Source organism: Acaryochloris sp. IP29b_bin.148, assembly GCF_028285565.1.
Taxonomy (GTDB): Bacteria; Cyanobacteriota; Cyanobacteriia; order Thermosynechococcales; family Thermosynechococcaceae; genus Acaryochloris.
In genome coordinates, this window is record NZ_JANQOY010000078.1 from 1 (window position 1) to 9,391 (window position 9,391).

Genomic DNA, 9,391 nt, shown 5'->3' on the forward strand with positions numbered 1-9,391 from the left:
TTTCCTCTGGTTATACATTCTCCTAGGTCCGCTCATTGCGATTGGTTTTTCATTCCCGTTATTTCTCCTTGCAAGACATATCAAGATTTCAACACAGAAAAATGATCTTGATGCAATGGAAATGGCTGAAGTCGGACAATCGTAAACTTGCTCCAACATGTTAGGCCCAATTAAATGCGATGTAGCAAGTCGAGTGTGAAAGGAGGTAACAACTTCTATGTAAATGAGTGGCTTCAGTACCCATAGCTTCAGACGCACGACTCTGACACGGATGCACAACGCTGGAGTGCCGACGAAGCATATTCAGCGAATTTCGGGGCATCGAACACTGGCCGCACTATCGGGGTATTTGGAGGTTACCGATGAGCAGGTGGAGGGGGCGATAGTGAAGTTATCTTTCTGGTGAGGAGAAACAAAGACTAGGTTATAGCCTTCGTTGCATCTGGTGTCAGTGGACCTTCAATTGGGCCGTAAAGTCAGTTTCGTCAAGCACCAAATTGTGATCTATCTGCATGCGTAATGGTAGCAACAGTCACCGATAGATTATATAAATGCTTCTCTAAACCGGGAGTTTGAGATAGAGGCAGCTGGGTATACTGTCTGGCAATTAAAAGTCCCAGGTTTGAGCTTGTATGAATTGAATAGAGGTGTCATATTATGTTCACACCCAGGACCAAAGCTAGAATTTTCAAAATTGTTCTTGTGCTGATTCTATCTTTTAGCTTATTTTGGATAGATTCTCCTGTTGCAACTGCTAAACCCCAAACTGAAGAAGGTGATCCTTTTAACCAGATTAACTCTGTGCTTATTGAAGGAGCAAAACCTGTAAAATATAAAACCTATGAGTTATCAAAAGATGCCTTTTCAACGGCAAAATTTGAGCTAAAAAAATCTGAAGAAGCTATACCAAAAAAGCCCCGTAAAAAAATACATCCTCTTCTTCAAAGTCAAATTCAACAGCGCCCTCTCACAGAGAGTGAAACGCTTATCATTAACTTTCAAGATGATGTGAGTATTCCTCGCTTCCCTGAGCCAGATGTTGATAAACCCCGTGATTCAGTTGAGAATAAAAAGGCAATATTTGAGGCAAATCGCATAATCCGTGATTTGAAATCGCGTCGAGCTGATAACTATAAAAAATTGACTAAAGAACTGGAAATTGAATATCAAGCCAAAGTTCAAGAAACCTTCTGGTTAGTAAACGCTGTCGTCGTAAAAATGCCGTTGGGTTCTGTGTCGAAAATGGCTAACCGTAAGGATGTTATGTTTATTGAACCTGAAAAGACGATAGATGAGCCTCCTCAAAATGCCAATCCCAACGATGATGTCGATGATGGTCGGTCTCGCATTGTTAGTGATCCCTATTTCAATCTAGGGCTGACCAACGGTTGGATAGGACTTTTAGATACGGGTTTGAGATTTACCCACACACAGTTCAATAATCCTTCTAATGTCGCCTTGCGATTTGACTGCGTAAATGGCGGCACAGACTGTAATTCTGGAACCTCAGTGAATCCCAACGATGATTGCTGGAATCATGGAACAAGGACTGCAGGTGTAATTACAGCAAATGCTAATCAGGGCAATCCATATAGGGGGGTTACTGGCATTACATTGGATAGCTTCAAGGTTTATCCTACTTCTTTTAATTCAAGAGGATCTTGTAATGGTTTTTTGAACACAACAGCAACTGTTCGAGGATTTCAGCGTGCGCTCTCTGTACTGGATCGAGTAATTGTAGCTGAAATGCAAGGAAGTGGTAATGATGTAAGCACCATTTCTATGGCTGCAGATAATGCCTTTGATGCTGGTGCAGTGGTGATTGCAGCAAATGGGAATAATGGTCCCAATGCCAGCACAGTCAATGTCCCTGCAAATGCTCATAAAGTCATTGGGGTTGGTAATTTTGATGTTCAAACTCAAGATCAAATTATTAGCCAAAGTCGGGGTCCAGCACCTGATAATCGTTTTAAGCCAGATATCCAAGCCCCAACGAATACTGAGACTGCGAGTAATACCTCCGATACTGCCCTTCAAAGGTATACCGGAACAAGTGGAGCGACCCCCTATGGAGCTGGGGCAGCAGCCTTACTTCGCAACTGGCTGCGTGAGATTAGCACGAGCATTGATCCAGGCCAAGTGTATTCTCATCTCATCCTATCAGGGCAGCAACCTTACCCTTTTGACAACACCACTGGTGCTGGACCTTTAGGGCTACCAACCGATGGTTGGTCATGGTGGGGAAAAGTAAACATTACTGACGGGTCTACGGTTGAGATTCCTTTAAGTATTACTGGTGATAGCCCCAATAATTTCGATGGAGCCTTGTGGTGGCCTGAATCTGCATCTCAAGATCATAATGATATTGACCTTGCGCTGATTGATCCGAGTGACACTATTCGTGACTCTAGTATTTCTATTCCTAGTGTATTTGAGCGGACTAATATTCGGGGGACCGTTGCTCCTGGGACTTGGAAACTTCGGATTCAGGGTTACAGCGTGCCGACTCAATCTCAGACTGTTTATTGGTCTGCTCATGTTCGCCTTTAAGGTTATACCTAGTGTTGCATCGTCACCAAGCATTAATTGGTCGTAGTGTGTTTAGGCTGTTTGTAGTTTTTCTATTCCTTTTGAGTTCTGGTGCAAACAGTGCTTGTGGTGGAGACGTGCCAGGTACTCCCATGACAGTAATCTATGCAAATGCGAACTGGTATCAGGGCCAACCAAGTACAGAGAGAATGTGGCAAGGGATCTTGCAAGAGCGTCAGGCTTCTCAAGGTCCCTCGTCGCGCTTAGGTCTGAATTTCACCTTAGTGACTAGTGATGGCGAACTACCTGTCTATGCAGCCAATGTAGTTCCAAAACTTATGCCTCTGGTCAATACATCTGTGGTGGTAAGAGGCAAGCTGGTAGATTTGAAGGACGAAGGTTTTGGCCCAGAACTATGGATTGGTTCAATCCAACCCTCTGATGATGAATCCACTCCATGATGGTCTAAAAAAATGTGTACCGCTTAAACAATAGGGAATGGGTGTCCCATACACGTCAACAACTCGCCACTGGCAGCTCTGACCAACACGTCGTATACCTCGGAGAACGCCACTTAGACTGCATTCGCCAAGTCTGCCGTAGACCTGACGCCGCAATCTCCAACGTCCCCCGGCCAAACCGATCATTGACCTGATCCAGGATTGCCATTAGCCGTTTGCATTTCTCTCCACCACCTCAGGAAGCCAAATAAGATCTGTGACACCATATTCTTTGTCGAATTGACTTAGCAGGACGGTTAGCTGGCCTCGATGGTGAGTTTGGTGATTAAAAAAATGTGCGACTGCCAACCACATTTCGTATGTGCGTGTGGCTGGATTGACGATGCTGGTGTACTGAAGCTGACCAGAAAGTATTTCATCAGTGAGTGTTTGTGCCCACTCAATGATTTTTGCATCTGTGTCTACACGAGCTAACCGCAAATTTTCAAAATCTTTGTGTAGCTCTTGATCTAGACCTTGTGGCTGAAACGGTTCACCTAAAAAACGCCCCAGCCAAACTTTGTCTCCGAGCAGCAAATGATTGAGAGTGCCATGAATGGACTTGAAAAAAACGCCAGTATTTTTCTTTCTATCGGTATCTGAGAGTTCGCTACATACTTGATAGAGGCGCTCGTTCATCCATCGGTTGTACGACGCCATGTCTTTGGCTTGGACTGCGAGCATGGTTGTTACCTCTTAATACAACCTAACGGCCCGTACTTAGGGGCGCGAACAGCAATTTAGAGTGCTGATCAGCAGCGTATTTCGAGCGTCCTTTGCAGTGCTTGGTTAGGATTCTTATAGCTATCATTTGAGCCGTTCAGTTCAAATTTAACCGTAAAGTAAGAATATAAGTAGTTCATGGTCTTTGGGGTAGTGACTATGGGTAGAAAGTTTGAAATCAAACGGGCGACCGATGGTCAATTCCACTTCAACCTGATAGCAGGAAACGGCCAAGTGATTCTCTCTAGCGAGATGTACACTACCAAAGCTGCTGCTATGAATGGCATCAACTCAGTTCAGACGAATGCTCCTCATGACAATCTCTATGATCGGCGGGAATCCAAGAAACAAGAACCTTATTTTGTTCTGAAGGCCGCCAACGGGCAGATCATTGGTAACAGTGAGATGTATTCCTCGAAGTCAGCAATGGAGATTGGTATCTCCTCTGTGAAGACGAATGCGCCAGGTGCGCCCGTCGAGGATTTGACCACAGCGGAGTAAATCTCGATGTCTGTCCTATGCCAACAGTGTGATCGCTTCAGTGGATACCTTGGCTCCCAGTATTTGGTCTGTGCTATCCATCCCAGTGGCCCAGCTCAGAATCCTTGCCCAGATTTTGCGGAAGTGAACGAGGACTGGGAACCCGTGGGGGCACGCTATGAAGATGATGAATTGAACAAGGACTGGGCAGGTTATCTCACCTCATCAGAGCGGATAGAGGTTCTGGAGTCTCACCCCTACTTCACAGGAATTTGCCCGAAGTGCGGGGAGAGTTTTGGGGATAGCAGGCCCATCCACTACGATTGTGCTTGTGGTTGGATAGATGATTCGATAAATTGACCACTAGCTGGCCTGATCAGGCACATACCGATGCTCTAGCGGAATCTTCTCAATCGCAGCCCTTTGCCGTGCATCCCGTTCCGCTTTCTGTCGAGCCGCTATCCTAGCCCTAGCAGCCTTAGCCCGCATTTCCTTGGCGTCGCTGTTGTAGTTCTTCTGAATTTCTTCGGTATTTCGAGAAGGGGCTTGAGAGTATTTGTCTTGCTCTGACATGCGGAACTTAAGGGATGGATAAGGTTAATCAGGGCATCATACTAGCAAATCGGTACAGTGAACGCCAATGCTGGGGAGTATTAAGAAAAGACGCTCGCCACTAGGCAGTTCCGGGGGATGGTGTTGGTCCGAAGGTTGGCTAGAGATGATGCGCAAGTGGTCACCCCGAAACGAGCAAGAGTGTAGCGCACTCCATATCGGCAATGTCGCTCTCGCAAAGCCATGCCTTTGCTCCGCTCCCTGCCTTTACTTGGGAATGCTGCATTATCAGAATTTTGCGGGATGGGTTCAAGTCTTTGAAGTGGTCTTGAAGTTGCGATCGCATGGATACGCGAATGCGACGAATGCTAGTGAGGTCGTCATGAATATTTTCGCAACGGACTTGTGATTGTTTGTATTGGTGGAGCACCCGAAGAACAAGGCACCTGAATTCATTACTGACTACCAGTGTGACTGGAGATGGTGACTCTGTTATGTGGAGACAGCAGGACAGGTGCTGATGAGAGAATTATCTCCACTCAATTACATGGAAGTTGTTGCCTCCTTTCCCACTCGACTTTCTACATCGCACCACTACCTTTAGGCCATGAGGGAGTTATCAGGCATGGAACGGAGTGTTCTTGTAAGGGTCAGGAGAACTGGAATGATGAATAATATTGCTAGAAATTCTGGTGACGTTTAGGTTATTTCAATTCAACGAATGATCATTGAGAGTGATTTAAACTGGAGAATTAAGTAGCCATAGGCATTACATGAGCTTGAACTAGATCTGAATACTAAAGCCCGACTATTTGCTCTTATCTATGTGAATTTTTGCCAGATCGTAGAATTAATTTCAGCAATCACAATATGATGAAATTAACTCTGCTTCCCCACCCAAAATTCATGCTTGGTTTTCATGAACAATATCGAGCTGTATCAAGTATTTGTCTCAAGTTTTCTCTCAGGTCACCCTGCGCTGCTTTCTAACTCACAGCTTAGGGTTGAACCCATTGGTGATACCTTGCAACTGTTAGCAAAAATTGAAGGCTTAGTTGCTACAGCTAAATTATCCGGTAAACAGCGTTATAGCTCTATTCGTTATAGGTCTAGCTTTCGGCCTCAGTTACATGAAGCCATGATTGAGCGAAACTGCTTGCCCGTTTATCAGTCAAAAATATCGGGTTTTTATGATTATGAACTTATACAAGTTCCTAGGAATTACAGTGTTCACTTTACAAATCATTTAGAACTATTACAAACATGGTGGAGCAACAAAACAGAGAATACACAGTGCTCATTGCCGAGCTTTCTTGTCCTGGATCGAGGAATTTTATATCCCATTCAAGATTTGGTTTGTGAGCACGAGGCCATGACGATTCAAACATCGGTTAATCGAAGACAAATAAACCCTTCAGAGATGTTGTGCTGGTTGAAAAGAATTGAACAATCGACTCCCCCACCGCCCCCAAATCAGAAGACACAGGTTAAAACAATTCAGCCTCAGAACCGACCTCATCGCTCAAAACCGTGTCCTCCAATGTATCGACGGTCAGATGTATCTAACTACCCTGGCAGTAAACGTATTGGTGGTTATCTAGTAGATGCAGGCTTATTGTCCCCTGCCCAGGTAGAAGTTGTTTTATTGGATCAAGAGTTAATGGGCATGCGATTTGGAGAGGTTTTGGTCACTCGGGGCTGGCTCAAGTCACAAACGATAGAGTTCTTATTTCAAAATGTGATTCTTCCCCAAAGGACTGTGGCTCAGAAAGCTGCAAATACCGTTAGTCCATCACAGTCTTCCTCACAGCGGCATATGCAGGAGAGAGTGAATAAAAGAGAGAAGTCGTTACTTCCGCAGATCAAAGTTTCTCCTTTACGATTTCCTTTGAAATTTGCTAAAAAGGCTCGGCCTACGTCTGAAAAACTTGCATCGTCTCACCTTGTCTCCACCCATGATCAGGAGACATTGACAATACCTTCACCCTCCCAGATATCGCCTGGTCCAGTAACACCGTCTTCGATAGCTGCAGAGCAAACCAAAACTTCTGCACCGAAGCTTCCTTCGCCTCATCCCTCATCTGTTCATGACCACGAAACTTTATCAACAAATGGCAAACTGAATTCTGAGGATTTACCTGATTGGATAGATCTAGATTCTTCTGATTGATGCTGATACCAGAATGTTAGGATGCCGACGAAGCATATTCAGCGAATATCGGGGCATAGGACGTTGGCCGCATTGTCGGGATATCTAGAGGTAACCGATGAGCAGGTTGAGGGGGCGATTGCGAAGTTGGTGTTTTAGGTAGCAGCTTAAATAGTACGGTCTGTGGGGCATTCGCGTAAAACTAGAGTTTAGAAGCTGAGTCTTGGGGGCAGCTCCTGGGCTTAGGCAAACCATAATCTAACTCACGTGGCTTTCTGCCTCCTATAGAATCGGGCCAGTTCGAGTTTGAAGTGTTACCGTACTGAAACAATCTGCAGCTCTACCACCCCTTGGTGACTGACGAAAAACAGAAGCGTTGGAATTATTTGGACCAATAATTCTCGGTACAAGCCCAGCTGCTCGTACGAGGTCTGCGGCAATGGATACACTAAGTTCTTGAACGAAGGGAACTGTTGGATAGAGTTGGCGTACTCCCTTGATATCGTCATTAGTCAATTCTCGCTTGGTAGAATTAAACCTGACAAATGGTGCCATTACTGCATCCATCTCGCTCGAGTGTGCAAGTCCTAAAATATGCCCTATTTCATGAAGCGCTACAGTCTCAATATCTAGGCCACTAGGCACTGCACCGATCACCCAATTATGTTCTGTGTCATCGAAGTGAATTGGCTTCGGTAAGTTATTTGCTACAACAGAGCAATCGGGTGGAAAATCCGCATGGGCTACCACAGATCCAATCATACTATAATCGGGGTCATTGGCGGTTCGCCAACCGATGAGAACGTCCGGTGAATCACCAGGCCCCACCTCAATGAAGTCAACTTCAACGGCTTCCATCCAAGTATTGATCGCAGCACGGATGGGGCCAAATTCTTGGTTCCCAGCTACTTGGTCGGTGCCATTGTCAAAAGCATACAACAACTGACGCTTATCCCAGCAGCAAGTCAAGGAAAACCTAAAACTCATTCGTGTATCAGTTATCCCACAGCGAGGGAGTTGCATGAGAGCCTTCGTCTCGCTATCGAATACACCCGAATTCGATAGGTTAAATCGACGTTGGAAGTCTTGTAATCCTACTAAGGTAGCCTTGTCGTAGACACCTCTTTCATAGTCGTCACTATCCAAATAGCCAAACCTTTGAAGATAGTTTTGAACTGTCATCAACCCTTTTGGAGTATCACCTAACTTCACATTCATGATCTCATTGACTTTAGAAAGTTGTGTTAATGGGTTTTTATCTGTCATGATCTAATGTCTCCTTGAGGCGAATTTTTGGTACTGACAAACAATAAGAAAGTTTGTTAACAAATTGAGATTATTAAAACTATCTGAGGGTTCTATATGCAAATAATGCTGTTTTTTGACACTTATAGAAGTGCTATCCTAATTTGAACAGAGCTAGCTTCAATTGATAGTGAATTAGAGAATTGTAGGGAAGGTCGTAACACTCGCTCTGCCTTTTGCAACTTTAAGTTTGCAGGCAAAAGCTGTGAAAGACTGAAAACCATTATAAATTGAGATCCTACAATTCTTTGATGTACTATTCTTTAAGTATTGCTTTCAAAGTACTATCGGTGATTATGTAATTGAAAGATTTGTGCTGAGATAATCTCCTTAGCTATATAAACATTGCTGAAGTGGCTTATACCAATTACTCAGCTAAATGACCTGTATAGCTCTTCAAAAGCATTGCAAATTCGTCTAATCATCTAGCCAAACAATTCATGCTCACAGGAAATTGGTATATAGAAATATTCACTAATTTTCCACATAAAGAAAACATACATTACTCTTAACCTATCCATACAATAAAATTCTCACGCTGATATTGCTGATAATTATTAGATAAGAGGGTAACACTTTGTTCATAAGTCTTTTCAAAGAAAATTTTCTTTGAAAAGACTTATGCTGAACATTATTTTTCTGGATATAACATTTCAAGACAAGTTCATGTGTACATCTTCTAAATTAGATTCCTAACAAATTCCGTCACCGCAAATCTCAATCCCGCGGATGATAGGGTTACCATTTTCTCCTGTTTTTATAAGCTTAACTGCTATGGAGTATACGTTGTTCTTAAAATCAAAATCTGCGTCATCACAATTGAAGGAAATAGTGCGCGCCTGGGCTTGAAAGTTAGGCTCAAAATCGTTACTGTCTAGTGTAGCTAACGTCGTGAAAGATCCTGTTAAAAGATTTAAACGACGCAATTCGATAACAACTTGCGCGGAATCACCGTTATCTACAAGACGAGCTGTCATGGTTTTGGTGTTCCTCTCACCACCAAATACTCCATCTACAGCCACGACATTGTAGCGGATGTCTATAGTGGTGTTTATGGCTTTGTTCAGATCTGGCCCAAAATGGGTAACACTCGCACGACAAAGCAGGCCATCTCTAGAAATGACCCATCCAGGATTTATTCCATTGCCTAAGC

At 44.0% G+C, this 9,391-nt stretch carries 11 protein-coding genes and 1 pseudogene; 7 read left to right on the top strand and 5 right to left on the bottom strand.

Translation table 11 applies throughout. The features are described 5' to 3' along the window. The first annotated feature begins 223 nt into the window (after window positions 1-223). The 3 genes from Q0986_RS06975 (at window position 224) to Q0986_RS06985 (ending at window position 2,990) form a co-directional block, all read left to right on the top strand. On the top strand, window positions 224-406 hold the full coding sequence (locus tag Q0986_RS06975) for a tyrosine-type recombinase/integrase (RefSeq protein ID WP_299406714.1): 183 nt from the start codon (window positions 224-226) through the stop codon (window positions 404-406). A gap of 251 nt (window positions 407-657) precedes the next feature. After that, window positions 658-2,550 carry a S8 family serine peptidase gene (locus tag Q0986_RS06980; RefSeq protein WP_299406719.1) on the top strand — a complete coding sequence of 631 codons (1,893 nt, stop codon included), beginning with the start codon at window positions 658-660 and terminating at the stop codon, window positions 2,548-2,550. Window positions 2,551-2,681: 131 nt separating this feature from the next. Next, the gene (locus Q0986_RS06985) at window positions 2,682-2,990 is read left to right on the top strand and encodes a hypothetical protein (protein ID WP_299406723.1); all 309 of its coding nucleotides are present in this window, start codon (window positions 2,682-2,684) and stop codon (window positions 2,988-2,990) included. 55 nt (window positions 2,991-3,045) lie between these two features. On the opposite strand, the gene Q0986_RS06990 is transcribed toward Q0986_RS06985, so the two are convergent. Together Q0986_RS06990 and Q0986_RS06995 are read right to left on the bottom strand one after the other, a co-directional pair. Then, complete coding sequence (locus Q0986_RS06990) at window positions 3,046-3,198, bottom strand: DUF4113 domain-containing protein (protein WP_299406728.1); 153 nt, start codon at window positions 3,196-3,198, stop codon at window positions 3,046-3,048. Beyond that, complete coding sequence (locus tag Q0986_RS06995; RefSeq protein ID WP_299406732.1) at window positions 3,198-3,713, bottom strand: DinB family protein; 516 nt, start codon at window positions 3,711-3,713, stop codon at window positions 3,198-3,200. Before Q0986_RS06995 ends, Q0986_RS06990 begins: the two co-directional genes overlap by 1 nt. Window positions 3,714-3,911: 198 nt before the next feature. Here Q0986_RS06995 and Q0986_RS07000 point away from each other — a divergent pair, with 198 nt between their 5' ends. Then, complete coding sequence (locus tag Q0986_RS07000; protein WP_299406737.1) at window positions 3,912-4,253, top strand: YegP family protein; 342 nt, start codon at window positions 3,912-3,914, stop codon at window positions 4,251-4,253. A gap of 6 nt (window positions 4,254-4,259) precedes the next feature. Beyond that, window positions 4,260-4,592, top strand: a complete 333-nt coding sequence (locus tag Q0986_RS07005; protein ID WP_299406742.1) for a hypothetical protein — start codon at window positions 4,260-4,262, stop codon at window positions 4,590-4,592. Window positions 4,593-4,595: 3 nt separating this feature from the next. On the opposite strand, the gene Q0986_RS07010 is transcribed toward Q0986_RS07005, so the two are convergent. After that, entirely contained in the window at window positions 4,596-4,805 is a 210-nt protein-coding gene (locus Q0986_RS07010; protein WP_299406746.1) for a hypothetical protein, read from the bottom strand. A 256-nt stretch (window positions 4,806-5,061) separates the two neighbouring features. Between Q0986_RS07010 and Q0986_RS07015 the strand changes: the two genes are divergently transcribed. Together Q0986_RS07015 and Q0986_RS07020 are read left to right on the top strand one after the other, a co-directional pair. Then, the gene (locus Q0986_RS07015; RefSeq protein WP_299406751.1) at window positions 5,062-5,193 is read left to right on the top strand and encodes a hypothetical protein; all 132 of its coding nucleotides are present in this window, start codon (window positions 5,062-5,064) and stop codon (window positions 5,191-5,193) included. Window positions 5,194-5,703: 510 nt separating this feature from the next. Next, the gene (locus Q0986_RS07020) at window positions 5,704-6,954 is read left to right on the top strand and encodes a hypothetical protein (protein WP_299406756.1); all 1,251 of its coding nucleotides are present in this window, start codon (window positions 5,704-5,706) and stop codon (window positions 6,952-6,954) included. Between the two features lie 261 nt (window positions 6,955-7,215). Here Q0986_RS07020 and Q0986_RS07025 read toward each other — a convergent pair whose 3' ends face one another. After that, a complete protein-coding gene (locus Q0986_RS07025; protein ID WP_299406761.1) occupies window positions 7,216-8,199 on the bottom strand; it encodes a matrixin family metalloprotease in 984 nt (327 codons plus the stop codon). Window positions 8,200-8,930: 731 nt separating this feature from the next. Continuing rightward, window positions 8,931-9,391: pseudogene (locus tag Q0986_RS07030) on the bottom strand (hypothetical protein); the annotation flags it as partial.